Origin of the sequence: Nocardia jiangxiensis NBRC 101359 (assembly GCF_000308615.1) — a bacterium.
Taxonomy (GTDB): Bacteria; Actinomycetota; Actinomycetes; order Mycobacteriales; family Mycobacteriaceae; genus Nocardia; species Nocardia jiangxiensis.
Genome location: NZ_BAGB01000044.1, coordinates 1 through 26,989 on the forward strand (window position 1 = coordinate 1; position 26,989 = coordinate 26,989).

27 protein-coding genes are annotated in these 26,989 nt (G+C 68.0%); 12 read left to right on the forward strand and 15 right to left on the reverse strand.

Annotated elements, in window-relative coordinates:
- Nucleotides 1–79 precede the first annotated feature (79 nt).
- The 3 genes from ku (at nucleotide 80) to ON40_RS53950 (ending at nucleotide 2,740) form a co-directional block, all read left to right on the forward strand.
- A complete protein-coding gene (gene ku, locus ON40_RS19005; protein ID WP_040824903.1) occupies nucleotides 80–982 on the forward strand; it encodes a non-homologous end joining protein Ku in 903 nt (300 codons plus the stop codon).
- A 97-nt stretch (nucleotides 983–1,079) separates the two neighbouring features.
- Nucleotides 1,080–1,313 carry a hypothetical protein gene (locus ON40_RS19010; RefSeq protein ID WP_040824904.1) on the forward strand — a complete coding sequence of 78 codons (234 nt, stop codon included), beginning with the start codon at nucleotides 1,080–1,082 and terminating at the stop codon, nucleotides 1,311–1,313.
- Nucleotides 1,314–1,555: 242 nt separating this feature from the next.
- Entirely contained in the window at nucleotides 1,556–2,740 is a 1,185-nt protein-coding gene (locus ON40_RS53950) for an RDD family protein (protein ID WP_218008820.1), read from the forward strand.
- Here the strand turns inward: ON40_RS53950 and ON40_RS19020 are convergent.
- The 10 genes from ON40_RS19020 to ON40_RS19065 all read right to left on the reverse strand — a co-directional run bounded on the left by ON40_RS19020 (nucleotide 2,737) and on the right by ON40_RS19065 (nucleotide 12,347).
- Entirely contained in the window at nucleotides 2,737–3,201 is a 465-nt protein-coding gene (locus tag ON40_RS19020; protein WP_040824905.1) for a DUF2231 domain-containing protein, read from the reverse strand. The two genes, ON40_RS53950 and ON40_RS19020, sit on opposite strands and share 4 nt — an antisense overlap.
- Nucleotides 3,202–3,332: 131 nt before the next feature.
- Nucleotides 3,333–4,910, reverse strand: a complete 1,578-nt coding sequence (locus tag ON40_RS19025; protein WP_083895775.1) for a glycoside hydrolase family 172 protein — start codon at nucleotides 4,908–4,910, stop codon at nucleotides 3,333–3,335.
- A gap of 307 nt (nucleotides 4,911–5,217) precedes the next feature.
- Complete coding sequence (locus ON40_RS19030; RefSeq protein WP_040824906.1) at nucleotides 5,218–5,640, reverse strand: DUF4189 domain-containing protein; 423 nt, start codon at nucleotides 5,638–5,640, stop codon at nucleotides 5,218–5,220.
- A gap of 176 nt (nucleotides 5,641–5,816) precedes the next feature.
- Nucleotides 5,817–6,194, reverse strand: coding sequence for a metal-sulfur cluster assembly factor (locus tag ON40_RS19035; RefSeq protein ID WP_040824907.1), 378 nt, complete (start codon nucleotides 6,192–6,194; stop codon nucleotides 5,817–5,819).
- On the reverse strand, nucleotides 6,187–6,684 hold the full coding sequence (sufU, locus tag ON40_RS19040; RefSeq protein ID WP_040824908.1) for a Fe-S cluster assembly sulfur transfer protein SufU: 498 nt from the start codon (nucleotides 6,682–6,684) through the stop codon (nucleotides 6,187–6,189). Before sufU ends, ON40_RS19035 begins: the two co-directional genes overlap by 8 nt.
- Before the next feature lie 18 nt (nucleotides 6,685–6,702).
- Nucleotides 6,703–7,980, reverse strand: a complete 1,278-nt coding sequence (locus ON40_RS19045) for a cysteine desulfurase (RefSeq protein ID WP_040824909.1) — start codon at nucleotides 7,978–7,980, stop codon at nucleotides 6,703–6,705.
- 1 nt (nucleotide 7,981) lies between these two features.
- A complete protein-coding gene (gene sufC, locus ON40_RS19050; RefSeq protein ID WP_040824910.1) occupies nucleotides 7,982–8,785 on the reverse strand; it encodes a Fe-S cluster assembly ATPase SufC in 804 nt (267 codons plus the stop codon).
- A 36-nt stretch (nucleotides 8,786–8,821) separates the two neighbouring features.
- Nucleotides 8,822–10,069: a Fe-S cluster assembly protein SufD gene (sufD, locus tag ON40_RS19055; protein WP_040824911.1), complete on the reverse strand. Its 1,248-nt coding sequence runs from the start codon at nucleotides 10,067–10,069 to the stop codon at nucleotides 8,822–8,824.
- On the reverse strand, nucleotides 10,069–11,505 hold the full coding sequence (sufB, locus tag ON40_RS19060) for a Fe-S cluster assembly protein SufB (protein ID WP_040824912.1): 1,437 nt from the start codon (nucleotides 11,503–11,505) through the stop codon (nucleotides 10,069–10,071). Before sufB ends, sufD begins: the two co-directional genes overlap by 1 nt.
- Entirely contained in the window at nucleotides 11,502–12,347 is an 846-nt protein-coding gene (locus tag ON40_RS19065) for a helix-turn-helix transcriptional regulator (RefSeq protein ID WP_083895776.1), read from the reverse strand. The genes sufB and ON40_RS19065 overlap by 4 nt, the downstream gene beginning before the upstream one ends.
- A gap of 147 nt (nucleotides 12,348–12,494) precedes the next feature.
- On the opposite strand from ON40_RS19065, the gene mptB reads away from it, so the two are divergent.
- The 4 genes from mptB (at nucleotide 12,495) to ON40_RS19085 (ending at nucleotide 18,072) form a co-directional block, all read left to right on the forward strand.
- Entirely contained in the window at nucleotides 12,495–14,225 is a 1,731-nt protein-coding gene (gene mptB, locus ON40_RS19070; RefSeq protein ID WP_169541882.1) for a polyprenol phosphomannose-dependent alpha 1,6 mannosyltransferase MptB, read from the forward strand.
- Nucleotides 14,222–15,151, forward strand: a complete 930-nt coding sequence (locus ON40_RS19075; RefSeq protein ID WP_040824914.1) for an ABC transporter ATP-binding protein — start codon at nucleotides 14,222–14,224, stop codon at nucleotides 15,149–15,151. Before mptB ends, ON40_RS19075 begins: the two co-directional genes overlap by 4 nt.
- Nucleotides 15,152–15,236: 85 nt before the next feature.
- Complete coding sequence (locus tag ON40_RS19080; RefSeq protein WP_040824915.1) at nucleotides 15,237–16,019, forward strand: ABC transporter permease; 783 nt, start codon at nucleotides 15,237–15,239, stop codon at nucleotides 16,017–16,019.
- A 97-nt stretch (nucleotides 16,020–16,116) separates the two neighbouring features.
- Nucleotides 16,117–18,072, forward strand: a complete 1,956-nt coding sequence (locus ON40_RS19085) for an acyl-CoA dehydrogenase family protein (protein ID WP_040824926.1) — start codon at nucleotides 16,117–16,119, stop codon at nucleotides 18,070–18,072.
- Nucleotides 18,073–18,112: 40 nt separating this feature from the next.
- On the opposite strand, the gene ON40_RS19090 is transcribed toward ON40_RS19085, so the two are convergent.
- Nucleotides 18,113–18,733 carry a hypothetical protein gene (locus ON40_RS19090; RefSeq protein ID WP_040824916.1) on the reverse strand — a complete coding sequence of 207 codons (621 nt, stop codon included), beginning with the start codon at nucleotides 18,731–18,733 and terminating at the stop codon, nucleotides 18,113–18,115.
- 203 nt (nucleotides 18,734–18,936) lie between these two features.
- On the opposite strand from ON40_RS19090, the gene ON40_RS19095 reads away from it, so the two are divergent.
- Both ON40_RS19095 and ON40_RS19100 read left to right on the forward strand, forming a co-directional pair.
- Nucleotides 18,937–19,893 carry a COX15/CtaA family protein gene (locus ON40_RS19095; protein WP_051193300.1) on the forward strand — a complete coding sequence of 319 codons (957 nt, stop codon included), beginning with the start codon at nucleotides 18,937–18,939 and terminating at the stop codon, nucleotides 19,891–19,893.
- A gap of 82 nt (nucleotides 19,894–19,975) precedes the next feature.
- Nucleotides 19,976–20,197 (forward strand): FmdB family zinc ribbon protein, encoded by a 222-nt coding sequence (locus ON40_RS19100; RefSeq protein WP_040824917.1) that lies wholly within the window; start codon nucleotides 19,976–19,978, stop codon nucleotides 20,195–20,197.
- On the opposite strand, the gene ON40_RS19105 is transcribed toward ON40_RS19100, so the two are convergent.
- From ON40_RS19105 to ON40_RS19115, 3 genes are all read right to left on the reverse strand, one after another.
- On the reverse strand, nucleotides 20,194–21,066 hold the full coding sequence (locus tag ON40_RS19105; RefSeq protein WP_040824918.1) for a class I SAM-dependent methyltransferase: 873 nt from the start codon (nucleotides 21,064–21,066) through the stop codon (nucleotides 20,194–20,196). The genes ON40_RS19100 and ON40_RS19105 overlap by 4 nt on opposite strands.
- 65 nt (nucleotides 21,067–21,131) lie before the next feature.
- On the reverse strand, nucleotides 21,132–21,905 hold the full coding sequence (locus tag ON40_RS19110) for a transporter substrate-binding domain-containing protein (RefSeq protein WP_157186344.1): 774 nt from the start codon (nucleotides 21,903–21,905) through the stop codon (nucleotides 21,132–21,134).
- A gap of 91 nt (nucleotides 21,906–21,996) precedes the next feature.
- Complete coding sequence (locus ON40_RS19115; RefSeq protein WP_040824919.1) at nucleotides 21,997–22,341, reverse strand: hypothetical protein; 345 nt, start codon at nucleotides 22,339–22,341, stop codon at nucleotides 21,997–21,999.
- A gap of 81 nt (nucleotides 22,342–22,422) precedes the next feature.
- On the opposite strand from ON40_RS19115, the gene ON40_RS19120 reads away from it, so the two are divergent.
- The gene (locus ON40_RS19120; protein ID WP_040824920.1) at nucleotides 22,423–23,388 is read left to right on the forward strand and encodes a quinone oxidoreductase family protein; all 966 of its coding nucleotides are present in this window, start codon (nucleotides 22,423–22,425) and stop codon (nucleotides 23,386–23,388) included.
- A 62-nt stretch (nucleotides 23,389–23,450) separates the two neighbouring features.
- Here ON40_RS19120 and ON40_RS19125 read toward each other — a convergent pair whose 3' ends face one another.
- Nucleotides 23,451–24,104, reverse strand: a complete 654-nt coding sequence (locus ON40_RS19125) for a TetR/AcrR family transcriptional regulator (RefSeq protein WP_245567887.1) — start codon at nucleotides 24,102–24,104, stop codon at nucleotides 23,451–23,453.
- A 54-nt stretch (nucleotides 24,105–24,158) separates the two neighbouring features.
- Between ON40_RS19125 and ON40_RS19130 the strand changes: the two genes are divergently transcribed.
- Both ON40_RS19130 and ON40_RS51925 read left to right on the forward strand, forming a co-directional pair.
- Complete coding sequence (locus ON40_RS19130; RefSeq protein ID WP_040824921.1) at nucleotides 24,159–25,601, forward strand: FAD-dependent monooxygenase; 1,443 nt, start codon at nucleotides 24,159–24,161, stop codon at nucleotides 25,599–25,601.
- A gap of 201 nt (nucleotides 25,602–25,802) precedes the next feature.
- Entirely contained in the window at nucleotides 25,803–26,975 is a 1,173-nt protein-coding gene (locus tag ON40_RS51925) for a hypothetical protein (RefSeq protein ID WP_157186345.1), read from the forward strand.
- Nucleotides 26,976–26,989 lie beyond the last annotated feature (14 nt).

The window sequence follows — 26,989 nt, forward strand, 5'->3', positions numbered from 1 at the left end:
ACACGCGCCAACAACCACGAACCCGCAGGTCACGCTGGATTGCCGGACAGACCGGGCAGGTCGAAAGTAGCATCGAAAGATGCGATCGATCTGGAAGGGTTCCATCGCGTTCGGCTTGGTCAATGTCCCGGTGAAGGTCTATACGGCCACCGAGGACCATGACATCAGGTTTCACCAGGTGCATGCCAAGGACGGTGGGCGGATCAAATACGACCGCGTGTGCACCGTGTGTGGGCAGTCGGTGCAGTTCGCCGACATCGACAAGGCGTATGAATCGCCCGAGGGTGACCGGGTGGTGCTCACCGACGAGGATTTCGCGAAACTTCCGGTGGCGGAGAAGCACGAGATTCCGGTGTTGCAGTTCGTTCCGGCGGAGCAGATCGATCCTATTCTGTTCGACCGGAGTTACTATCTCGAACCCGATTCCACGACGCCGAAAGCCTATGTGCTGCTGGCGAAGACGCTCGAACAGGTGGATCAGGTCGCGGTCGTGCACTTCACGTTGCGGCAGAAGACGCGCCTGGCCGCGCTGCGCGTGCACGACAACGTGCTGATGTTGCAGACGCTGCTGTGGCCCGACGAGGTGCGGACGGTGGATTTCCCCGCCCTCGACGGCGTGGCCGAGCCGCGACCGCAGGAGATCACCATGGCCCGGACGCTGGTCGACAGCATGTCCGACGAATTCGATCCGAGCCAGTACACCGACGAGTATCAGATCGAACTGAAGAAGGTGCTCGACGAGGCGATCGCCTCCGGATCCGGCACGGTGACCACACGCGAGGAGGCCGCGCCCGCCGAGACCGACGCCGAGGTCGTCGATCTCGTCGCCGCTCTGCAACGCAGTCTCGAGGCGTCCGGGCGTCGCACTCCCGCGCCCGCGGCGAAACAGGCCGCGAAAAAATCCGCCGCGAAGACCGCGCGCAAAACCGCAGGTAAGAGTCCTGAGAAGGCCGTGCGGAAGTCGACCCGCAAGGGCGCGTGAACGGTCCACAGCACAACCACAGCGACGACATACCTGAGAGCTAGAGTGGGACGGTGTCATCGGTGCTGTCATTGTCACAGCAGAGAAAGGTTGCCGGATGGCACACCGCATCGCGAAGTTCGCCATGATGGGCGCACTCGTCGCCACCCCGATCGTGATGGCCGCGGCCCCCGCATTCGCCGATACCCCGCAACAGCCCCAGGGCAACAACCAGTCGGCGCATCAGCAGAACCACCAGGATCAAGGCCGTCAGCAGCCCGCACCGCAGCAGCAGCCTGCTCCCCAGCAGCACTCCAACCCCCTGCCCTTCCCGACCGGCAGCGCCGCCTAGCGATACCGGGCAGTGCGCGCCGGTCTCGGCGCGCCGAGACCGACGCAGCGAAGACCTCCGAGCGGAAGCGCGGTCCCTCGGAGGTCTTCGCCGTTCCGCCTCGGTGCAATCGACCGGCCCGTTCTCCAGCGCAAGCGGCGGCGGTCGCCACGATGCACCTGGTCGATCAGCGATACTGAACATGGTCGGCGGCGAACGCCCCGCCCGTTCGCCGCCACGCCCTGCCGCATCGGAGGAATCGCATGAGCAACCCGTCGGACCCGAACAACCGCTCGAGCGATGCCGAGAATCCCCAGCCGCAACAGAATCCGCCAACGCCGCAACAGGATTCGCCACCACAGGCTCCCCAGCCACCACAGGCATCCCAGTCGGCGCAGCCACCGCAGCCGCAGCAGCAGCCGCCCGGATCCGGCTACCCGCCCGCACCCGCCGGTTACAACACTCCCCCGCCCGGATACGGTGCACCCCCGCAAGGCCCGCCCGGAACCGGGCCGGGCGCACCGGGCTCGGGCGGCCCATCCACTCCCGGCAACCCCGTATACGGCCCGCCATCGGGACACGGCGGACCATCGTCCCCTGGCAACCCCGTATACGGCCCTCCCCCCGGATACGGCGGGTCATCCTCTCCGGGCAATCCCGTATATGGCACACCTCCGGGATACGGCGGCCCATCCTCACCAGGAATTCCCACCTACGGCTCGCAACCCGGATACGGCGGCCCGTCCTCCCCTGGCAATCCGGTATACGGCACGCCACCGGGATACGGCGGCCCATCCTCACCAGGAATTCCCACCTACGGCTCGCAACCTGGACCGTCCTCCCCCGGAATGCCGACCTACAGCTCGCCGCCCGGCTACGGGCCCCCGCAACCCGGCGCACCCGGCTACGGCGGACCACCACCGGGTTACGGCTATCAGCAGGCGCAGCCGGGATACGGATATCCGCCCGCGGGCTACGGACCGCGGCCGCCGTATGCGAGCTGGATCCAGCGAGTCGGTGGCGCGCTCATCGACGGACTGATCGTCGGCGTACCGGCCGCCATCCTCTACATCGCCGGGCTCACGGTCGGCTTCTCCGCGCAGTCCTGCGCGCCCGACGAGAACGGCTATCCGGTCTGCACCGGTGGCGGCCTGTCCGGCGCCGGATGGATCCTGATCGTCGTGGGCTGGGTGATCGCGGTCGCGGGCGGGCTCTACCTGACCTATCTGGTCGGCACCACCGGGCAGACGCCGGGCAAACGGATGGTCGGTATCCGCCTGATCCGGGAGGCCGACGGCCAGGTCCTCGGTTTCGGCATGGCCTTCGTCCGCAACCTGTGCCACGTCCTGGACAGTTTCTGCTATATCGGTTACCTGTGGCCGCTGTGGGACGACAAGCGCCAGACCTTCGCCGACAAGATCATGAAGACCATCGTCGTGGAGGTCTAACCGGCGGCCTGCTCACCCCAGGTGGCTCGCGCGCCCGACTCGCCGATCCGGTAGACCTGCACGGTCGCCGCGACGCTCGCGGCGATGGTCAGCACCGCGATCACCGAGACCAGCACGATGCCGACCCGGCGCTCACCCCGCTCCCGCAGATGGACGAACAGCAGCAACAGCGCGGCGACCAGCAGACCGATCGCGAAATAGATCATGGTGTCGCCCAGATGCGCGTGCGTGTGAATAGCCGGGGTGCGGCCGATCTTGTGCTCGAGCCATTCCCCCGCATCGGTGGTGATCGGCGTCATCACGACGGTGACCGCCGCCAACGCCGCGACCAGCCATACCAGCCGTTGCCGCACCGGTCGCCAGACCGCGCACAGGATGGCCAGTAGCGAGGTCAGCGGCACGAGCACGACGATGATGTGGACGAGCAGAACATGTGCCGGCAGACCGTTGATGGTCGACATTGCAGGGTTACTCCTGAGAGACGAATGAGAATCGCATCGAGTGTCCATACGGTAGCTGAGAGCACACTGTGACCCCGCTGGCGAGTTTGCTCGAGAATCGGACGAATCCCACCGCTTCCCCGACACCTGACCTATCGGTACAGGAAGGCGGTCGAGCTGTAATCGGCCTGCTGATCGTCATCGAAGGGACCGTGCTGGATGCCGAATCGTAGTGAGAGCAGGTAATTCACGGCGTCGGGGAGCATCAAACGGTAGGCGGTCAGGCAGTAGTCAGCGCATCCGGGGCCACTTCGCTGCTCGGTCGGCGAACCGGTCAGCGGCAGGCTGAAACGCTGTCCGAAATCGAAGAACCAACCGCCCTCGTAGAAGTCCTCGGTGCCGGTTCCGGGGATCTGCGGAGTCGATGCGCCGTCGACGTAGGCGCGTTCGTTCCCCTCCAGGAACGCCGGCCACCGGAAACTCGACGGCGTACCGATCCGGCGACCGCGCAACGTGTGCGACACCCCGACGAACTTGCCGTGCCCCAGTTCGTCGGCGAAACTCCAATCCTGCCCCGGCACAGTCGGTCCCGCGTGTGAGTGAGTGCCGAAGTGTCCCGCCGCGCCGGTGGCCAGTGCGACTGCCCATTGTGGATCCGGGTCGACGACCGTATCGGTGTCGATGCCGCGCACGGGCGCTCCCGTCGTATTCACCAGGCTCACAGTGGCATTGGCGATGAACGGCATCGGCCACCACGCCGAGAGCCATCCACCGGGAGCGGGATCCGCACCGAACATCAGTGACCGCACCGGAATCGCGCCGGGGGTACCGAGTCCGAGGCCGAAGAACTCCGCAACGGGGGCATCCACCGTCTGTTGACCGTCGAAGCCGATTCGCAGACGCAGTCCCGTGAATGCGGCCTCGCTGGGCATCCTCAGTCGCAGTGCCGACACCGCACCGGGGCCCGTCGCAGACGCCACCGGCACCGCCGCGCCCGGCGCGATATCGACTGTGCGCGTTTGCCTTTGCGCGTTCGGCTTGGGCGGCTTGGGATCACTCGTGCCTGCCCTGCGCAGCATGGCCAGCACATCCTCGGCGTGGTCCGCGCGGTCGAAGGTCCGCACCCCGATCGGATCCGGGAACCGCCGATAGGTCACGTGGTAGTACTGCAGATTCCGCGCGATGCTGACGCGCATCGAATCTCGATACGGCATAGGCACTTTGATGTACACACCGCCCGGCGACTGCGACGCGTCGGCCACCAGCGGAAAGGCGAACGGCGCTCCGGCCGCCCCGCGCACCACCGCCTGCAACGGCGCATCGAGGACGACTGCCCCGTCCAGTTCGATGCGAATGTTGCCCATGGATGCGACATTCCCGCGGTCCCGCGTGAACCAGATCGAATCGATCTCGCCCGCACCGTGATCCTCGGCCACCACACATCCCGCACCGCCGCCGTGCAGGCAACCGCCGCCACCGTCGTTGTTGCCACCGCTGCGGTCGTAACTGGAGAACTGCTGCGTCCGCACCCCGGGCGCCAGATATGGCAGCCGATCCAGCTGTCGATAGGTATCCCAGCCCACCAGAGCGCCGGGTGTCGGGGCGAACGGTTCCGCGTGCACCGGCGCGGTCACCGCCGCCACCGATAACGCCGCACACGATATGACAGCCGCGCGCAGCACGCCCCTGCCCAGTATTCGACGGAAGTTCCGGATCACACCTAACGGCATTGGCCGACCTCCTCGCCGGGCGGTGGTCTGCGAAGCAACGGCACGGTCCTGCGAAGGTATCAGCGCACCCCGGCCGAACGTCGGAGCTCGAACCACACCGGCGCGTATCGGTCAGGGATCGGACCACCGGTCGCCCTGCCGCCGAAAGAGTGCCGGTCGGCGCTGAGGGGCTATGAATAGCGTTGTCGGCGAAACCTTCTCGTCGCCTACGCCGAAGAAAGTACGAACGGCACGTCGCCGTCGTCGAACGACGCGAGGTCTCGGCCGACCCGTACTCCGGGCCGCCGAGACCTCGCAGATGTTCAGATCACACGTTGGCCGTGCACGCCGACAGCACCACATGCGCCGCCCGCGGCGAAGCACTACCCAGGTCCGGGAACGGCGGGGCGCTCAGGCCCAGCGCCTTCACCGCGGACTGCTCGGCCTCGACCTTGGATCGCGCCCAGTTCCACGCGAACCGCCCGTCCGCGCCCTGCGCGACCGCGCCGCAGGCATTCACGATCTGAATGATGTTGCGGCAGTCCGGACGTCCGCACTTGGCGTCCGCTGCGTGGATGGCATCGGGATAGTTGGCGTAATTCAGCGCGTAGGCCACGGTACCGGTGCTCTGCGATAGCGAAAAAGCCCCGTACGCATTGGGACCGGCGTTCGCGGTACCCGTCCCCAGGACACTCAGGCCCGCGGTCGAGACGACTGCCAGGCCCAGGACGGCCTTGCGCAGCAATGACATCGATCAATCCTCCCCGTTCGAGAAATATGTCGGGGAGGATCATTGCGGAGTCGCTGTGTTTTGTCCAGCTCGTTATCGGATCGGGTACAACGCCCCAAATCCCGGTAGCCACAACCGGATCGGGCGCTTCGCACCGGCCCGCCGCCACTGTCGCGACGGGCTCGGCGAACGCGAGATCAGACCGTGAAACCCAGGGCCCGCAATTGCTCGCGACCGTCCTCGGTGATCTTGTCCGGACCCCACGGCGGCATCCAGACCCAGTTGATCTTCAGATCCTCGACCAGACCGCTGCGCACCAGGGCATTGCGCGACTGATCCTCGATGACATCGGTCAGCGGGCAGGCTGCCGAGGTCAGCGTCATGTCGAGCAACGCGACATCGCCCTCGACGCGCAGGTCGTACACCAAGCCCAGATCGACGACGTTGATCCCGAGTTCGGGGTCCACGACATCGCGCATGGCCTCCTCGAGATCCTCCAGCCGGCCGATCTCCTCGGCCGAGAGCTCGCGTTCGGGCGCGACCGCCGCCGATTCGCTCGTGGACGTATCACTCATCGTGCTGACCCTTCGTGGAGATGCCGTTTCCCATCACATTCTTCGCCTCCTGCGCGGAGGTTATCCGCACGACCGCGTCCTTGAACGCCATCCAGCCCAGCAGTGCGCATTTCACCCGGGCGGGGTATTTGGACACGCCCGCGAACGCGATGCCGTCGCCGAGCACCTCCTCGTCGCCCTCGATGGTGCCGCGGCTGGAGATCATCTCGCTGAACGCGTCCACGGTCTTCATCGCCTGCTGCACCGGCAGGCCGATCACCTGATCGGTGAGCACCGAGGTGGCCGCCTGGCTGATCGAGCAGCCCTGACCGTCGTAGGAGATGTCCGCGACGTCGCCGTTGTCGTCGATGTGCACCCGCAGGGTGACCTCGTCGCCGCAGGTCGGGTTGACGTGGTGCACCTCGGCCCCGAAGGGCTCGCGCAGCCCGCGGTGATGCGGGTGCTTGTAGTGATCGAGGATCACTTCCTGGTACATCTGCTCCATACGCATGGGGAATTCCCCTCCTGTCTACTGCTCGCCCGCGCTCACGCCGAAGAAGCTCTGCGCCTTGCGCACGGCGGCGACCAGGGCATCCACCTCGTCGAGGGTGTTGTACAGCGCGAACGACGCACGAGCGGTCGCGGCGATGCCGAACCGGCGGTGCAGCGGCCAGGCACAGTGGTGCCCGACGCGAATCGCCACACCCTCGTCGTCCAGGATCTGGCCGACGTCGTGAGCGTGCACCCCGTCGACGAGGAACGACACCGCACCGCCGCGATTCACGTTCTCGGTCGGCCCGATGATCCGCACCCCGTCCACCGCGCCCAGCCCCTCCAGCGCCGCGGTGACGAGCGAATGCTCATGCGCCGCAACGGATGCCATGCCGACTTCGTTCAGGTAGTCGATCGCGGCGCCCAATCCCACGACCTGCGAGATCATCTGGGATCCGGCCTCGAACCGCTGCGGCGGCGGCGCGAACGTGCTGTGGTCCATGTAGACGGTCTCGATCATCGAGCCGCCGGTGATGAACGGCGGGGTGTCCTCGAGCAGCGCGCGACGCCCGTACAGGATGCCGATGCCGGACGGGCCGAGCATCTTGTGCCCGGAGAAGGCGGCGAAATCCACACCCAGCTCGCGGAGGTCCACCGGCATGTGCGGCACCGACTGGCACGCGTCGAGCACCACGATCGCGCCGACTTCCTTTGCGCGCCGGACCAATTCGGCCACCGGCGCGACCGCACCGGTCACGTTGGACTGGTGGGTGAACGCGACGACCTTGGTCCGCGGCGACAGATCCAGCGAATCCAGGTCGATCCGGCCCTCGTCGGTGGCGTCGTACCAGCGCAGCGTGGCGCCGGTGCGACGGGCGAGTTCCTGCCACGGCACCAGGTTCGCGTGATGCTCGACCTCGGTGATGACGATCTCGTCACCCGCGCCCAGGCGATACCGGAAACGGTCGTCGGAGAACGCGTAGGCCACCAGATTCAGCGATTCGGTGGCGTTCTTGGTGTAGACGATCTCATCCGCGCCGACACCGACGAACGCCGCGATCGTGGCGCGCGCGGCCTCGTAGGCGTCGTTGGCCTCCTCGGCCAGGGCGTGCGCACTACGGTGCACGGCCGCGTTGTGCTCGGTCAGGAACCGCCGTTCGGCATCGAGCACCTGCAGCGGTCGCTGCGAGGTCGCGCCGGAATCCAGGTACACCAACGGTTTTCCGTCGCGCACCGTGCGGCTCAGAATCGGGAAGTCGGCCCGGATGCGGGCCACGTCCAGGGCCGGAACCGTCAAGTCCGACACAGCGGTCATCTCATGCTCCTACGGCGGCGGCGGTGTCGGTGTCGGATTCGCGGCTCGCCGCGGTGAATCGCACGTACCCGTTCGCGTCCAGTTCCTCGGCCAGCTCGGGGCCGCCCTCGGCCACGATGCGCCCGCCGACGAACACGTGCACGAACTGCGGCTGGATGTACCGCAGGATCCGGGTGTAGTGCGTGATCAGCAGGACGCCGCCGTTCTCGCGCTCGGCGTAGCGGTTCACGCCCTCGGACACGATCCGCAGCGCGTCCACGTCCAGACCCGAGTCGGTCTCGTCCAGGATGGCGATCTTCGGCTTGAGCAGGCCCAGCTGCAGGATCTCGTGCCGCTTCTTCTCACCGCCGGAGAAGCCCTCGTTGACGCTGCGGTCGGCGAAGGCGGGGTCGATCTCGAGTTCGTTCATCGACTCCTTCACCTCCTTGACCCAGGTGCGCAGCTTGGGGGCCTCGCCGCGGACCGCGGTGGCGGCGGTGCGCAGGAAGTTCGACATGGACACGCCGGGAACCTCGACCGGGTACTGCATGGCCAGGAACAGGCCCGCACGGGCGCGCTCGTCCACCGACATGGCCAGTACGTCCTCGCCGTCCAGGGTGATCGAACCCTGGGTGACGGTGTACTTGGGATGTCCGGCGATCGCGTACGACAGCGTCGACTTGCCCGAGCCGTTCGGCCCCATGATGGCGTGCGTCTCACCGGATTTGATCGTGAGGTTCACGCCCTTGAGGATCCGGATCGGCTCACCGGTCTCGTCCGGATTGGCGACCTCGGCGTGCAGGTCCTTGATTTCCAGGATGGTCATCGAATCGAATTCCTTTGTGGGGGTGTGTAGTTCGTGTCAGACGCCGACAGCGGCGAGTTCGGCCTCCACGGCCGCCTCGAGCCGCTCCCGGACCTGCGGGACGGTGATCTTCTGGATGATCTCGTGGAAGAATCCGCGCACCACCAGACGGCGGGCGGCCTCCTCCGGAATACCGCGAGCACGCAGGTAGAACAGCTGCTCGTCATCGAAACGCCCGGTGGCCGAGGCGTGTCCGGCACCGATGATCTCGCCGGTCTCGATCTCCAGGTTCGGCACCGAATCGGCGCGCGCGCCGTCGGTGAGGACCAGGTTGCGGTTGGCCTCGTAGGTGTCGGTGCCCTCGGCCGCGGCGCGGATCAGCACGTCGCCCACCCAGACGGTGTGCGCGTCGGGCTTGTGCGAGGACGGGTCGCCCTGCAGCGCGCCCTTGTACAACACGTTCGACTTGCAGTGCGGCACAGCGTGATCCACCAGCAGGCGCTGTTCGAAGTGCTGACCGTCGTCGGCGAAGTACAGGCCGAGCAGCTCGGCGTCGCCGCCTGGACCGTCGAAGCGCACGGTCTCGGTCAGGCGCACCAGATCGCCGCCGAGGGTGACGTTCGTGTGCCGCAGGACCGCGTCGCGGCCCAGCTTCGCGTGCTGCGCGGTGGCGTGCACGGCGTCGTCGGCCCAGTCCTGCACGGCGACGACGGTGAGCTTGGCGCTGTCGCCGAGCACGAATTCCACGTTCTCGGCGTAGGTTCCGCTGCCCCGGTAGTCGATGACGACCGTGGCGACCGCGAACCGGCCGAGGCGGATCTGCACGTGGCCGAAGCCGGTGCTGCCCTCGCCCGGACCGGTGATCGTCAGCACGATCGGCTCGGCCACTTCGGTTTCCGCGTCGACCGATACCACGGTCGCCTGCTCGAAGCCCGAATAAGCCTGGGCGGCAACACGATCGGCGGGAACACCGGCCTCGCCCAGACGCGCGTCGGAGCGCTCGACGGTCTCGACCGAGACTCCGGCCACGGCCCCCGGCGCGAGCGGGATCCGCTCGGACTCCGTTTCGGCGGACCCGGCGGGCTGCGAAAACCGAACCGCCGCAACCTCGACCGCGGCCGCGCCGTCGCGCACGGCGGTGCCGTCGTGCAGGCCGCGCAGCCGGCGCATCGGGGTGAATCGCCACGACTCGTCGTGGGCGGTGGGCACCTCGAAGGCGTCGACGTCGAACGAGGTGAACACTTCGCCCTTGTTCACCGCCGGAACCCGGCCCTCACCGGCGACAGCAACGTTCTCGACCGGCATCAGCCGACGGCTCCTTCCATCTGCAGCTCGATCAGGCGGTTCAGCTCGAGCGCGTATTCCATGGGCAGTTCCTTGGCGATGGGCTCGACGAAGCCGCGCACCACCATCGCCATCGCCTCGTCCTCGGTCATACCGCGGCTCATCAGGTAGAACAGCTGATCATCGGACACCTTCGAGACGGTGGCCTCGTGCCCCATCGTGACGTCGTCCTCGCGGATGTCGACGTACGGGTAGGTGTCCGAGCGGCTGATCGTATCCACCAGCAGCGCATCGCATTTCACCGACGAATGCGAACCGTGCGCCCCCTTGTTGACCTGAACCAGGCCGCGGTAGGAGGACCGGCCGCCGCCGCGCGCCACCGACTTGGACACGATGTTCGAGGAGGTGTGCGGCGCCAGGTGCAGCATCTTCGCGCCGGTGTCCTGGTGCTGTCCCTCACCGGCGAACGCCACCGAGAGCACCTCGCCCCGGGCGTACTCGCCGGTCATCCAGACCGCCGGGTACTTCATGGTGACCTTGGAGCCGATGTTGCCGTCGATCCACTCCATGGTCGCGCCCGCCTCGGCCTTGGCCCGCTTGGTGACCAGGTTGTAGACGTTGTTCGACCAGTTCTGGATGGTGGTGTAGCGGCAGCGGCCGCCCTTCTTGACGATGATCTCGACCACCGCGGAGTGCAGCGAGTCGGACTTGTAGATCGGCGCGGTGCAGCCCTCGACGTAGTGCACGTAGGCGTCCTCGTCGACGATGATCAGGGTGCGCTCGAACTGGCCCATGTTCTCGGTGTTGATCCGGAAGTAGGCCTGCAGCGGGATGTCCACGCGCACGCCCGGCGGCACGTAGATGAACGAACCGCCCGACCACACCGCGGTGTTCAGCGCGGAGAACTTGTTGTCACCGGCGGGGATGACCGAACCGAAGTACTTCTGGAAGATCTCCGGGTGTTCCTTGAGGCCGGTGTCGGTGTCCAGGAAGATGACGCCCTGGGCCTCCAGGTCCTCGCGGATCTGGTGGTAGACGACCTCGGATTCGTACTGCGCGGCGACACCGGCGACCAGGCGCTGCTTCTCCGCCTCCGGGATACCCAGCTTGTCATAGGTGTTCTTGATGTCCTCGGGCAGGTCCTCCCAGCTCTCGGCCTGCTTCTCGGTCGAGCGCACGAAGTACTTGATGTTGTCGAAGTCGATGCCCTCGAGGTTCGAACCCCAGCCCGGCATCGGCTTGCGGTCGAAGATGCGCAGTGCCTTCAGGCGCGCTTCGAGCATCCAGTCGGGCTCGTCCTTCTTGGCCGAGATGTCGCGCACGACCTCCTCGGACAGGCCTCGCCGGGCGCTGGCACCTGCGACGTCCTTGTCTGCCCAGCCGTAGCCGTAGGTGCCCAGGGAGGCAATGGTCTCCTCCTGGGTCAGCGGCTGCGACTGATCGGTCGTCGTCGTCATTCGGCACTCCTTCCGGAGTCGTTGCGAGATGCCGTCGCGGGCTGCGCGGCGGCGTCGGACTCGTTCTCTTCGGGGGTCGTGGTTTCGGAGGTCGCCGGGACGACCAACGGGACGTGAGTGGTGCAGGCGCAGTCGCCGTTGGCGATGGTCGCCAGGCGTTGGACATGGGTGCCGAGCAGTTCGCGGAAGGCTTCCAGTTCGGCCGCGCACAGCTCCGGGAATTCCTCGGCCACATGCGACACCGGGCAGTGATGCTGGCAGATCTGAACTCCCGCACCGACTTTGCGGGTCGAGGCGGCGAATCCGGCATCGGTGAACGCCTCGGCGATCTCCCGCGCCTTGGCCGCGGTCGTCTCCGGGCTGTGCTGAGCCAGCCGGTCGATGCCCGCCACGATCGTCGCCACCCGCTTGCGCGCGAAGTCGGTGATCGCGGCCTGCCCGCCGATCTCACGCAACTGGCGCATGGCCGCACCGGCCAGATCGTCGTAGGCGTGCCCGAGCCGCCCGCGCCCCGCCGCGGTCAGCTGGAACTGCTTGGCGGGCCGCCCGCGCCCCTTCTGCTGCCAGGGTGCGGACCGCGTCGCCCGCGCCTCACCGGACTCGATCAACGCGTCCAGATGCCGTCGCACACCGGCCGGGCTCAACCCCAGCCGCTCACCGATGGCCGTGGCGGTCACCGGTCCCTGCTCGAGCAGCAGCTGAACGACGGCTTCGCGGGTATGACCCTCACCCGTCGGCGCAGCGGGCGCGACGACACCCCGAGCGCCTTCCCGGCGCCCGGCAGCAGCTTCCGCATTCCGCAAACCCACGGTTTTCACAACATCAGTGTGACGGAATTCCATCCCGCATTCTAGTAAGGTTCACCTTCCTAACCCCCGAGCGATGACAAACCGCCAGCTCGAGCGCCTGGACGGCCCGCTGCCAGCTTCCTCACACCTGTCCGGCATCCACTCCCCATTTCGAAACCTCACCCACTCCACCACCGGTTGATGGCGCAATTAAGCTCTTTGAGCGTGGCGGTAGTGGAAGACATGCGGCGCAGGTCCATCGAGTTGAGTCGCCGGGCACTGGGCCTGGACGTGCCGCCCGCCGATCACACCATCGCCGTCCTGCACACCAACGAGGCCGAGGCGCCCGGCCTCGACGCCCGGGAGATCGTGCAGTTCAGGCGAATTCGGCTGCTCGGCGCCACCGGCGCGGTCCTGATGGCGATCAGCGCCCTGGGCGTGGGTGCACAGCCGGTCCATCAGAACCCGGTCTCGGGTATGCGGGTGGTGGGGTTGTTCGCCCGCGCCGCCACCCCGACGCTGGCCATGTGCATGATCGGCACGGTCGCGGTCGTGCTGGCCTGGCTGCTGCTGGGCCGTTACGCGGTCGGCGGGTTCGGCGGCACCGTGCGACATCGCCTGAGCCGTTCGCAGCTGGACCGCACGCTGCTGCTGTGGATCGTCCCGTTGTCCATCGCACCGCCGATGTTCTCCAACGACGTGTACTCCTATCTCGCGCAGAGCCAGATCGCCGAGCGCGGCATGGATCCGTACGTCGTCGGCCCGGCCGAGGGGCTGGGCCTGGCCAATGTGCTGACCAACAACGTGCCCAACATCTGGCGCGACACCCCCGCGCCGTACGGGCCGCTGTTCCTGTGGATGGGCCGCGGCATCGCGCAGCTGACCGGCGACAACATCATCGCGGGCGTCTGGGTGCACCGGCTGCTCGAACTCGGTGGCGTCGCGCTGATCGTGTGGGCGCTGCCCCGGCTGTCGCGGCGTTGCGGGGTCGCGCCGGTGAGCGCGCTGTGGCTCGGTGCGGCGAATCCGCTCGTGCTGTTCCACCTGGTCGGCGGGGTGCACAACGATGCGCTGATGCTCGGGTTGATGCTGGCGGGTCTGGAGTTCTGCCTGCGCGCCATCCACGGAAGCGACACGCCCGCGCCGGAACCGACGCACCCGTTCGGGCGCAGGGAATGGGCGCTGCTGATATTCGGCGCGGTGGTCATCACGTTGTCCTCGTCGATCAAATTCACCTCGATCCTCGTGCTGGGTTTCGTCGGGATGGCGCTGGCCCGGCGCTGGGGTCGCGGGCTGCGGCCACTCGTGAAGGCTGCGGTCGTACTGGGCGTCATCGCGGTGGCCACCACGCTGTTCGTCAGTTACGCCAGCGGTCTGGGCTTCGGATGGATCTACACGCTCAATACCGCCGGTGCGGTGCGCAGCTGGATGTCGCTGCCGACGGCGGTCGGCGTGATCACCGGATTCGGCGGCGTCCTGCTGGGCCTGGGCGACCACACGACCGCGGTCCTGAGCATCACGCGGCCGATCGCCGGGGCGGTCGCCGCGTTCCTGAGCCTGCGCATGCTGGTGGCCACCTGGACGGGGCGGTTGCATCCCGTTGGGGCACTGGGTGTTTCACTCGCAGCGATCGTGCTGCTGTTCCCGGTGGTGCAGCCCTGGTATCTACTGTGGGCCATCGTGCCGCTGGCCGCCTGGGCCACCACCCGCGCGTTCCGCGCGCCCGCGATCGTGCTGTCCGCGGTCGTCGGCCTGATCCTCATGCCGCGCGGTGCGGACTTCGGCGTCTTCCAGATCATCGAGGCCGCCACGGCCACCGTCGTGATCGGGGTCGGATTCATCGTGCTCACCCGCCACCGGCTGCCGTGGCGCGAGCGCACGGGGGTGTCTGCCGCGTCACAACCGCCCGCGGCATACGGTGTGACCTCGTGAACGCATCGGAACCCGCCGTCAGCGTCGACGGTGTCGTGAAACGCTTCGGCGAGACCGTCGCCGTGGACGACTTGAGTTTCGAGGTGGCACGCGCGGAGGTCGTCGCACTGCTGGGGCCCAACGGTGCGGGCAAGACGACGACCGTGGAGATGTGCGAGGGATTCTCCGCACCCGACGCCGGATCGGTGCGGGTGCTGGGGCTGGATCCGATCGCCGACACCGATGCCCTGCGCCCCCGAATCGGCGTGATGTTGCAGGGTGGCGGCGCATATCCCGGTTCCAAGGCCGGGGAGATGCTGGATCTGGTCGCCGCCTACTCGGCCGATCCGCTCGATCCGGAATGGCTGCTGGACACGCTCGGACTGCGGGAGGCGCGCCGCACACCGTACCGTCGCCTGTCGGGTGGTCAGCAGCAGCGGCTCGCACTGGCCTGCGCGCTCGTCGGACGTCCGGAGATGGTGTTCCTGGACGAGCCCACCGCCGGAATGGACGCGCAGGCGAGACATCTGGTGTGGGAGCTGATCGACGCGCTGCGCCGAGACGGGGTCGGGGTCCTGCTGACCACACATATGATGGACGAAGCCGAACAGCTCGCCGATCGCCTGGTCATCATCGATCACGGCAGTATCGTCGCCGAGGGCACGCCCACCGAGGTCACCTCGGCCGGGGCCGAGGGGCAGCTGCATTTCAACGCGCCGCCCAAACTGGATCTGAAACTGCTGACCACGGCGCTGCCGGAGGGGTTCGCACCCAAGGAGACCTCACCGGGTTCCTATCTGCTGTGTGGCGACATCACCCCGCAGGTCCTGGCCACTCTCACCGCCTGGTGTGCGCGAATCGATGTGCTGCCCACCGACATTCGGATCGATCAACGCCGGCTCGAGGACGTCTTCCTGGAACTGACCGGCAGGGAGCTGCGCAATTGAACCCGAACCCGCGCCCCGATTCCGGCCGGTCGATCCCGGCTCCTGCGACCGCGCCGGCCCAGCATCCGAGCGGAAGGCACTCGCGATGACCGAAACCTCCGCCCGATTCGCACCCGGCACCTTCTCCCCCGCCCCGCGCCCGGCCGCCCGCGCGCGGATGCTGCTCGCGCAGACCCGGATGGAGCTGATCCTGTTGCTGCGCAACGGAGAACAGCTCCTGCTGACCATGTTCATCCCGATCGCCATGCTCATCGGGCTGACCCTGCTGCCGCTCAGCACTCTCGGCGAGCACCGCGTGGACCGCATCGTGCCCGCGGTGATGATGGTGGCGATCATGTCCACCGCCTTCACCGGACAGGCCATCGCGGTGGGCTTCGACCGCCGTTACGGCGCGCTCAAGCGCCTCGGCGCCACCGCCCTGCCACGCTGGGGCATCGTCGGCGGCAAATGCGCGGCCGTGCTGATCGTCGTTGTCCTGCAATCGATTCTGCTGGGCGTGATCGGTTTCGCGCTGGGCTGGCGGCCCGGTGCGGGCGGACTGGCCTTCGGTGCGGTGGTCATCGCCCTGGGCACCGCGACCTTCGCCGCGATGGGTCTGCTGCTGGGCGGCACACTCAAGGCGGAAATCGTTCTGGCCCTTGCCAATATCCTGTGGTTCGTGATGCTCGCGGTCGCCAGCGTCGTGTTCGCCGCCGGTGACATCCCCCGACCGCTGAGCATCGTCGCGCGGCTGCTCCCCTCGGGCGCCCTGGCCCAGGCGCTCGATCAGGCGTTGCGCACCGGCGTCGACTGGTACGGCCTGGTCGTGCTGATCGTCTGGGGTGCCGTCGCCGGGTGGCTCGCCACCCGCTACTTCCGCTTCGACTGAGCACCCCTTCACGGCCAGACACCCACTACCCCCTACCGGCGGGTAATAAAGCCTTCTACACTCGAATGTGATCCCCATCACGTTCGAGGAGGGCATCATGGCGACTACCGCAAAAGTCGACGCCACCGAAGATCAAGCTCGCGCACTCGTCGAGGAATCCCGCGAGACCACCTGGGCCAAGCCGTCGTTCGCGAAGGAGATGTTCCTCGGCCGCTTCCGGCTCGACCTGATCCACCCGTTTCCGCAACCGTCCGCCGAGGACGACGCCAAGACCGCGGCCTATCTACAGCGTCTGCGGGCCCTGTGCGAATCCCTCGACGGCAGCCGGATCGAGGCCGAGGCGAAGATTCCCGATCAGTACGTCCGGGGGCTGGCCGAACTGGGCTGCTTCGGACTCAAGATCCCGGAGGAGTACGGCGGGCAGGGACTTTCCCAGGTCGGCTACAACCGTGCGCTGATGCTCGTCGGCTCCGTCCATCCCAGCCTGGGCGTGCTGCTCTCGGCGCATCAGTCGATCGGCGTGCCCGAGCCGTTGAAACTGGCCGGGACCCTGGAACAGAAGCGGGAATTCCTGCCGCGCTGTGCCCGCGGGGCGATCAGCGCGTTCCTGCTCACCGAACCCGATGTCGGCTCCGATCCCGCCCGGATGGCCAGTACCGCGACCCCGACGCCGGACGGCGAGGCGTACGAACTCAACGGCGTGAAGCTGTGGACCACCAACGGCGTCGTCGCCGAACTGCTCGTGGTCATGGCCCGGGTGCCCAAGAGCGACGGGCATCGCGGCGGCATCTCGGCCTTCGTGGTGGAGGCGGATTCGCCCGGCATCACGGTCGAGCGCCGCAACTCGTTCATGGGCCTGCACGGCATCGAGAACGGCCTCACCCGGATGTACAACGTGCGCGTACCCGTCCGGAATCTGATCGGCCGCGAAGGCGACGGACTGAAGATCGCGCTGACCACGCTCAATGCCGGACGGCTGGCGATTCCCGCACTGTGCACGGCGGCGGCCAAGTGGTCGCTGAAGATCGGCCGCGAGTGGTCGCTAGAGCGCGTGCAGTGGGGTCGTCCGGTGGGGCAGCACGCCGCCGTCGGCTCGAAGCTGTCCTTCATCGCCGCAACCGCTTTCGCCCTGGAGGCGGTGCTGGATCTGTCCGGCACGATGTGCGACGAGGGCCGCAACGACATCCGCATCGAAGCCGCACTGGCCAAGCTGTGGGCATCGGAGATGAGCTGCCGGATCGCCGACGAACTGGTGCAGATCCGCGGCGGGCGCGGCTACGAGACCGCCGCATCGCTGCGTGCCCGCGGTGAGCGCGCGGTGGGAGCCGAGCAACTGATGCGTGATCTGCGCATCAACCGGATCTTCGAGGGATCCAGCGAGATCATGCGGCTGCTGATCGCCCGCGAGATGGCCGATGCGCACATGGCCGCGGCCGGTGCGCTGGTCGAGCGCGACGCACAGTTCAAGGACAAGGCCCGAGCCGCGGTGGGCGCCAGCGGTTTCTACGCGAAGTGGTTCCCGCAGTTGACCGTCGGGGCGGGCACGACTCCGGGCGGATTCACCGAATTCGGGCCGCTGGCAGCACATCTGCGTTTCGTCGAGCGGAACTCACGTAAACAGGCCCGATCGCTGATGTACGCGATGGGCCGCTGGCAGGCGAAACTCGAGTACCGCCAAGGCTTCCTGGGCCGGATCGTCGATATCGGCGCGGAACTGTTCGCGATGGCGGCGGTCTGTGTGCGGGCCCAGGCGCTGCGCGCGGAGAACAGCGCGGACGCCGACGCCGCACAGGAATTGGCGGACGTGTTCTGCGACCAGGCCCGTGTCCGGGTGCACCAGCTGTTCGCCGCCCTGTGGGACAACACCGACGACGCCGACACCGCCCTGGCACGAGGCGTTCTCGCGGGCAGATATCAGTGGCTCGAAGGTGGTGTGCTCGATCCGAGCGAAGGCACCGGACCATGGATCGCCGAATGGCAGACCGGCCCGTCCAGCGAAGCGAATCTGCTGGCCCCGTTCCTGCCGTCCACTCGGACCGAGACAACCACCTAGAACTCCGGGCAACGCGCCCGCACAACCTGGCCGATGACGCTCAGGCCATTTCGGGGACACGAAGGTGCGCGAGCGCCAGCTCGAACTCGACGCCGTCGATCAATTCGGCGCCGGATCGACGGCTGGCATCCGCACGCAGCGATGCGGCCTGGTCGCGGTTGCGGAGCATCGCCTCGGCACTGTCGTAGGTGGCGGAGGACACGGCGCGACCGGACGACCGGTTGATCAGCAGGCTCGCACTGCAGAAGCCGTCGAGCGTTTCCATCTCCGACAGGAACTGGGACCGGTACGCCTCCACGGCCATATCGATCCGATCCGGATCGGTCTTGAGCCAGATCGCGCGCACGCAGGCTCCCTGCGGCGTCGTGTGCGCACGATGCAGGGCCGCGATCTCCCACTCCTCGACCTTGGGGCTGCCACCGAAGACTTCGGCGACCCGATTGCGGATCGCGTCCACGTGGCTCGCACTCCCGTGCATCGCCTCTGCCGAATCCCACGCACTCGTCGCGATGCACCGGCAGGACAGCCGATCCACCATCAGCGACAGTCCGACACAACCCGGGATGCCGGTGAGCGCCGGCATCACCTCGTCGCGAACATGCGCAATCCCGGCATCGATAGCGGAGGGTCGCGCCTGAATCGTGGTGGAGCGTGCGTACACGTCCCCACCCCCTCTCTGCTCGATGGCAGCGCCCCGGCGGCGCTACCGGTACCACCCAAGCCTTCTCTTCCACCGCCACCGAGGCAATAGCCCTGGCAGCCGCGGTTGTCGTCGGCGCCGACGACAACGACGGACCGTAGTAGCCCGGATGCGGCGCGGGACCGGGGCGGGACTACCATCGGAGCGTGCTGTCACGCGCCTTCATGCGACTCGTCGACCTGCTGCCGCTGCCCTCCCTGCGAGTGCAGCGGATCATCGCGTTCCTGGTGATCCTGTCGCAGGCCGGAATCTCGGTGACCGGCGCGGTCGTGCGAGTCACCTCCTCCGGACTGGGCTGCCCGACCTGGCCGCAATGCTTCCCCGGAAGCTTCACCCCGCTGCCGCACGCGGCGGTGCCGGTCTGGCATCAAACGGTCGAATTCACCAACCGCATGTTCACCTTCGGGGTGACGCTGTTCGCGGCGCTGGTGGTGCTGGCGGTGCTGCGCGCCCGCCGACGGCGCGAGGTGCTCGTCTACGCCTGGCTGATGCCCGGCGGCACGGTCCTGCAGGCGGTCATCGGCGGTATCACCGTGCGGACCGGACTGCTGTGGTGGACCGTCGCGATCCATCTGCTGGTCTCGATGCTGATGGTGTGGCTGGCGGTGCTGCTGTTCGCGAAGGTCGGCGAACCGGACGACGCGGTCCCCGCGCCGCGGGTCCCCGCAGCGCTGCGCTGGCTGACCGTCCTGAGCGCGCTGGCCCTGACCGCCACCCTGGTCGCCGGAACCCTGGTGACCGGCGCGGGCCCGCACGCCGGAGACGAGAGCGTCACCAAACCCGTTGTGCGCCTGAAGATCGAGATCGTGACACTGGTGCACGCCCATGCCGAAATGCTGGTCGCCTACCTCGCACTGCTGATCGGCCTGGGCTTCGCGCTGGCCACGGTCGGCATGACGCGCGCGCTGCGCAACCGCTACATCGTGCTGATCGTGCTGGTCTGCGCGCAGGGTCTGGTCGGCATCGTGCAGTACTTCACGCACGTCCCCGCCGCGCTGGTCGCCGTGCACGTCGGCGGCGCGGCCGCCTGCACCGCCGCCACCGCCGCGCTGTGGGCCGCGATGCGCACCCGCGAACGGATCACCGCCGATACTCCGGCCTCGGTCACCCAGGCCGCCTGATATCCATTGCGCCGCACCGTGATCGCCCCGATCCGGCGGGTGCCCGGTGCGGGCCGGTACGGCGATCGGGGATAATCCGAGGATGCCGACCTACGCGTACCGCTGTCGCGAATGCACCGGGACCTTCGAACTCCAGCGGCCGATGAGTGAATCGGGCGCGCCCGCCGTATGTCCCGACGGCCACGCCGACACCGTCAAACTCCTCACCACCATCGCGCTGACCGGCTCGGCGAACAGCCCGGCGCCCGTCTCCGCACCGGCCCCCTCGGGTGGTTGCTGCGGCGGCGGCTGCGGGTGCGGCTAGCGATCCGCGATCGCCACCCGACCCAATCCGTAGAAGCGGGACTCGCGGGCCGGAATCGAGAGTTCTCGCACGATATCGTGCAGATCCCGGTCCGCGGTGACCGTCAGGCCGTACCCGGCCAGCAGCGCGTCCATCTGCTCCGCCGTCCAGGCCGAGATGTGCCGCTCGTGCTCGAGCGGATCCTTGCCGCCGGTCAGCCTGCTGTAGACGCGCAACGCCCGGCGGCCCAGCACCGCGACGCGGTTGTGCACCGGATAGGTCGCGACCAGGCGGCTGCCGACGGCCGAACGCTCGGCCACGACCGCGAGAGTCGACTCGACCTGCGCGCTGGTCAGGTAGGGCAGCACGCCCTCCCAGATCCACGTCGTCGGCGCCGCCGGATCGTGTCCGGCAGCGGCGAGCGCGGCCCCGAGAGAATCGCGACCGAAATCCACCGGAACGTACGTCAGCGATTTCGGCACCGGCTCGAGCCCTTCGGCCCGCTCGCGCTTATCGCCTTGGGAGGCAGGGTGATCCACCTCGAACACCGCGACCGCGGCCAGTTCGGGCATCCGCCAGGCGCGCGCGTCCAGGCCCGCGCCGAGCAGCACCAGCTGCGGATTTCCCGCCTCGCGCACGGCGTCATCGATCGCGACCGTTCGGGTCACCAGCACCGCGGCGGTCGCGTTGAGCATCTCGTAGCGCATCCGCGCCCGCCAGCCCGACGGCGCCTTCCCGGACCGGGCCAACTCCACCTCCGCGCGCTCGTCGTCGCGAAGTAGTTGCGCGGCAACAGGATCGGCGAACCGGCCGGATGCCAGTCGCCCGTCCCCCACCGCACGCCCCTGACACACCAGTACCGCCGTGCGGCTGGCCTCCGTCTCCTTCACACCGTCACCTCACCGTCGCTCGACTTGCACTGTGTCCGATGCGCATTCGCGGGGGCCGCGGCATCTCATGCGGTGGCGTGCGGGCCGATCCAGGCGTCGAAAGCGCGATCGACGCCGCCGGTCGCGAGCTGGCTCGCCAGCCAGCCGTTCACTTCGGCGGCCAGCAGTGGATCGTTGCGGCGCAGCAGGAAGATCTTGCCCGAGGAGTCGAACGGGTGATCCGGGTGCAGCACACGCAGACCGGGATGCTGTCGCACCCGATAGCGACCTTCCACCGAATCGGTGACGAAGACGTCGGCGCGACCTCGATCCAGCTGATCGACCATGGTCAGATTGTCCGGCCACAGGATCAGCCGCGCGGCCGGGAAATGCGTGCGCGCGAACGCCTCGTTGGTCCCGCCGGGATTCACCACGACGCGCACACCGGGCCGGTTGATCTGCTCGATCGTCGCGAAGCGGCCCGCGTCGGCGGCACGCACGATGGGCGCCTTGCCGTCGGTGCCGTAATTGATCGAGAAGTCCGCGTAGGACCGCCGCGAGGCCGAATCGGAGATGCCGCCCGCGGCGATGTCACAGTTCTTCGCACCGAAGTCCACGGCCATGGTCGACCAGGTCGTCGGGACGAATTCCACCGGCTGGTGCAGTATTTCGCCGAGACCGCGAACCAGGTCGACATCGATGCCGCGATAGCCGCCGTGCCCGTCGCTCACCGAGTAGGGCGGATAGTCGCCGGTGGTGCAGACCCGCAGGGCCGCGGGCGCAGCGGCGGCCGGAACCGCCACCGGGACGAGGGACAGCGCACCGACCGCCGCCGCGGTCACCAAACGCCGAATTCGCATGACTCCCGCCATCGTCGTAGCGGCTGCCCGCAGACGAGCAGCGCCCGAGCATTGTGCCGGGCGCTGCAGACGATACGGGATGCGAACCGGGTCAGCGATCGTTTCGCGCCCGGGGGAACCGGGTCTGGTGCGCGACCCAACCGGCCATCTTCGCCCAGTGCCCGGTGGCCGGGGTGACCACGGAGGTCAGCTCGCGATCCCAGTGCTCGGTTTCGCTCAGTCCGGACACGGCCTCGACCACAGCCTTCGCGGTGGCCAGATCGTCGACGACGCGGTCGCCGAGGACACCGTCACTGCCGACCAGGGTGATGCGGACGCCGATCCGGCCGATCGGCTGCAGCACCGCGGTCGCGGAACCGCCGTGGGCGGCGACGAAATCCTCGACCGAATCGATCACGGCGGAGGACGGCTTGGCTGGGGCCGCGGATGCACTCATGGCGGCGAGTTTACCGCCCGGTAGGTCCGCCCCGGCACACTGCCGGGAATGATCACAGCCTGGCGGGTGTAGAACCGACACATGCATGCGATTCAGGTTTCCGAGCTGGGCGGTCCCGAGGTCCTGCAGTACACCGAGGTACCCGATCCGGTGATCGGCCCCGGCCAGGTCCTCGTCGATACCGAAGCGATCGGCATCAACTTCATCGATACGTACATCCGCAGCGGCGTCTACCAGACGGTCCCGCCCTACATCCCGGGGGCCGAGGGCTCGGGTGTGGTGTCCGCGGTCGGCTCCGAGGTGACCGGTATCCGGGTCGGCGACCGGATCGCCTGGGCGGCCGGACCGGGGAGCTATGCGGAGAAGGTCGCCGTCGACGCCGCGGTCGCGGTGCCGGTGCCGGACGGGGTGGAACCGCCGGTGGCCGCCTCGGCGCTGCTGCAGGGGATGACCGCGCACTATCTGATCGAATCGGTCTACAAGCCCGAGGCCGGGGAAACCGTTCTGGTGCACGCGGGTTCGGGTGGCGTGGGCCTGATCCTGACCCAGCTCGCCGCCGCGCGCGGCGTGCGCGTCATCACCACCGTCTCCACCGACGAGAAGGAGGCGCTCTCCCGCGAGGCCGGCGCCACCGAGGTGCTGCGCTACGGCGAGGATCTGGCCGATCGAGTGCGGGCGCTGACCGGCGGTGAAGGCGTGGCCGCGGTCTACGACGGTGTGGGCAAGGACACTTTCGACGCGAGCCTGGCCTCGCTGCGGATCCGCGGGATGCTGGCGCTGTTCGGTGGCGCCAGCGGACAGGTGCCGCCGTTCGATCTGCAGCGACTCAACAGTGGCGGCTCGCTGTTCATCACCCGCCCCACCCTCGTCCACTACACTCGCGATCGTGCCGAATTGCTGTGGCGCGCAGGCGATATCATGAACGCCATCGCGTCGGGCGCCCTGCGGGTTCGGGTCGGCGCGACCTATCCGCTGGCCGATGCCGAACGCGCGCACCGGGATCTGGAGAGCCGCAACACCACCGGCTCGATCGTGCTGCTCCCCTGACGATCTCCCGGCACGCCGAACGAGGGTGACATCCGTTGCGGTCACCCTCGTTTCGCGTCTTCTCAGTAGTCCCGCCCGGTCAGACCCCGGTAGACGAACCGCGTGAGGCCCTCGACGGCCTCCTCGTCACTCAACTCCACCTGGCCCTCCTCGATCACCTCGAGCAGCCCGTGGACCGCCAGGAACATCATCGCGAGACTCGCCTCGGGAGTGCTGGGCAGCTGCAAACCCGCGGCGTCGAAGCCGTCCAGATGAGTCGCGACCTCATTGCGATGCTCCGCCGCGAAACGCGCCGCCACCTGCGCGAAATCCCCGTTGACCAGCGCGGCCTGATTCACCGCGTGCAGCACCGGCCAGTTCCGCCGGGTGAATCGCCAGTACGCCGCCACATGGAAGCGCACCGCGTCCGGATCGGTGAAGTCCGGATTGTGCTCCCGCTCCTCGGCAGCGGAATCTCCTTCGGCGGCAAAGTCTTCCAGTAACGCCTGGAGCAATTCCTCCTTGCTCGCGAAGTGGTTGTAGAACGAGCCCGCCGCGCGCCCGGCGGCCGTGGTGATGTCGGTGATCTTGGTGTTCAGATAGCCGCGCTCGGCGAACAGCCGCCTGGCCGCGTCCTTGAGCGCCTGTTCGGTCTCCGCCGAACGCTCCTTCCGCCCGCCTTTCGCCACGCCACCCGCGGCCATCGCGACCACCTCCTTGACAGCGGACCCTACCAACCTCAATACTGAATCCACATTCACTGAATATGTATTCATAAACGGAGAGGCGCCATGACCTCGCAGGTACTCATCGCCGGAGCCGGCCCGACCGGACTCACCCTCGCCATCGATCTGGCCCGCCGAGGGGTCGACGTCCGGATCGTCGAGCGGGCCACGGAATTCTTCGCCGGGTCGCGCGGGGACGGCATCCAGCCACGAACCCTGGAGGTGTTCGAGGATCTCGGCGTCCTGGACGCGATCCACGCCGCGGGCATACCGGTCCCGCTGACCCGGATATTCCTGGACGGGAATCCGGTCGGCGAACGCCGTATGAGCGAGGTGCGCGAACCCACCCCGGCCGTGCCGTATCCGAATCCGTGGATGCTGGGCCAATCCGACACCGAGGCGGTCCTGCGCGCCCGCCTGGCCGACTTCGGCGTCCGAGTCGAATTGTCCACCGCCCTGGCCACATTCACCCAGGACGCCGACGGCGTCACCGCTGTCCTGGAGGGGCCCGGCGGAAGCGAGACGGTGCGCGCGGACTACCTGGTCGGCGCCGACGGCGGCCGCAGCACCGTGCGCAAGACACTCGGCATCGCATTCGAAGGCACCACCGACGAATCGATCCGGATGCTGCTCGGCGACGTGCCGGTCCAGGCCCTGGACCTCGACTACGGATACTGGTTCGCCGCCGCGCAGGAGCCGATGAACGGCATCGCGCTGACCCCGCTGGCAGGCCGGAATCTGTTCCAGTTCGCGGCGCCCCTCGCACAGGATGCCGAACCCACCCGCGCCGTACTCCAGGACGCGCTCGACCGCGTCTCCGGACGCACCGACCTCATCGTCGGCGAACCCGAATGGTCGACGGTGTGGCGGCCGAACATCCGCCTGGCACAACGCTTCCGGGACGGCCGGGTGTTCCTGGCCGGAGACGCCGCGCACGCGCATCCCCCGACCGGCGGGCAGGGCCTGAACACCGGCGTCCAGGACGGCTACAACCTCGGCTGGAAACTGGCCGCCGCACTCGACGGCGACGCCACCGCACCGGACACCTACGAATCCGAACGACGCGCCGTCGCCGCGCAAGTCCTCGGCCTGAGCTCGGCACTGCTGGACAAACACATCTCCGGGACCGAAGACGCGATGGACCGCGGCGAAGACACCCATCAGCTCGACATCACCTACCGGGCAACGAATGCCACCGGCCGCCTGGTGGCAGGCGATCGCGCACCCGACGCGCCCCTGCGCCGCGCCGACGGCAGCACCGTGCGGCTGTTCGAACTGTTCCGCGGGCCGCACGCCACCCTGCTCGACTTCGGCGACGAAACCGACTCCGCGGCCGCGCCGACCGACCCCGAAACCCGGACATACTCGCTGGTCGGACCCGACACCACCCCCCGCGACGGACAACTCATCGCGATCGGCTCGCACGCCTTCACCGAGTACGCGGCCGACACCGGCACCCGAGTGCTGATCCGCCCCGACGGATACCTGGCCTGGCGCAACGACAAGTGACCCGGCTGCGGCGCGGCAGTGCCGATCATGCATCATCTGTGCTGCCGCGCAAGCCGATTCGCCCGGATCCCCGTACCCTTTACGGGGGCCGGGCAGCTGCTCGCTCGGTCGGCAACGAGGCATCGGGCAGGGGTTGATCAGATGTTGGTGAAGGTTCGTGGTGACGACCCGTCGCGGCTGTCCAGCACCGAACGCACAGTGGTGAACTGGCTCAAGTCGTGGACCGGAGCACACGCGTTACCCGGCATCGCGGTCGTTAAATCCGACAGCGCCGACGTCATCGTGTGGACGCCCAAGACCTGCGTGGTCGTCGTCCTCAAAGGCTTCACCGAACGAGTGAACGGCACCCTGGCCTGCTCGGCCACCGAGCCGTGGACGATCGAAGGCGAGATCGCACCACTCGAAGGCGTGCAGAGCGGCACCGAGCCGATGGAAGAAGTCAACGCCCGGACTCGCGGACTCGAGCACGAAATGCGCTCCGCCCCAGGGCGCGAGGGCGTCGCAGTGACCGGCATCGTGCTGGTGATCCCTCAGCTCGGCACGCGAATCGCGGTAGAGAAAGGGCCGCTGCCCAGCGGGATCGATGTGGTTGTGGGAGATGGTCCGTCGTCGCTTCGGGCCTACTTCAACCGGATCGCCGGGGACGAATCCGGGAACAATCCGGCGCCGCCCGATTCCTGGGATGCCGCGCAAGTCGGGCAGGCTCTGGGGACGCTCGGGTTCGCTGCTGCCGCAACATATTCCGATCTGATCGCGGAAGGGTTTCCGGCGCCTGCGGACCGGGGGCGGGGGCGGGGGCGGGAAACCGCAGCGGCTGCGGCGCCTGCTGCTGCGCCGGTGGCTCCCGTGGCTGCTGCGCCTGCGGTGCCGATACCGGCTGTTCCGTTGACCGGCAGTGCGCCGCGGCCGCGGCCGCAGCAGGCGCCTCCGCCTCCGCCGCCGCCGCCGCAGCCTGCAGCTGCGCAGCAGCAGGGGCCGCCGCGGGAGTTCGTGCCGCCGCCGGGGTATCCGCAGGGCCGTGCGCAGCAGCAGACGCGCGAATCCGGTTCTGCGGCTGCGCCTTACCCGAGTCAGGCGCAGCCGTATTCGGTTCCGTTCGATCCTCGGCCTGCGCCTGAGGAGCCTCGGCGGCGGGGGCGGGGGGTTGTGCCGTTGGTGTTGTTGGCGTTTCTGGTGGTCGTGTTGGCGGTGGCGGCTACCTGTACGGGGGGTGGGAATACGTCGCATCCGAGTACGGGGCCGGGGGTTACTACCTCTGAGACGGATGAGTTCAGTACGCCGAGTGGGACCGGGACTACTACGCCTGATCCGACTATTCCTTCGGATACGGTTGGGCCGGTTTGTTATCCGTTGCAGCCTTGTCCTGGGCGGTGATCCGGGGTTAGGGC